This is a genomic window from Olsenella uli (assembly GCF_016899935.1).
GTDB classification, from domain to species: Bacteria; Actinomycetota; Coriobacteriia; order Coriobacteriales; family Atopobiaceae; genus Thermophilibacter; species Thermophilibacter uli_B.
Genome location: NZ_JACJJK010000045.1, coordinates 1 through 268 on the forward strand (window position 1 = coordinate 1; position 268 = coordinate 268).

Below are 268 nucleotides of genomic sequence, written 5' to 3' on the forward strand. Positions count from 1 at the left end.
GCCTTCGCAATCTTTTCTTCTTTGGTTGGCTCGCGCTTGGTGGTCCCCAATTCCTCTACAGCATCAAGGGCCTGCTGATAGTTCTGTTCGTTGATGCCCAGCTTGTACAACCGCTTCGCATTGGCGATAGACTCGCGAACATATTTCGTATTGACGCCTCGCTTGTCGGCTGCATCCAGTAACTTTTCTACCGCTGGAAGATCCTTCTCAGATAGCCGCGTTCCATCGGTCGCACTGGCGCGCTCCAGCAGTCTACGCCCTTCCGCAA

At 54.1% G+C, this 268-nt stretch carries 1 protein-coding gene; it reads right to left on the reverse strand.

Annotation, left to right across the window (positions count from 1 at the left end; all coding sequences use genetic code 11):
- Positions 1-268 (reverse strand): hypothetical protein (locus H6A07_RS09795; RefSeq protein ID WP_204814732.1); only part of this gene is annotated, 268 nt, incomplete at both ends.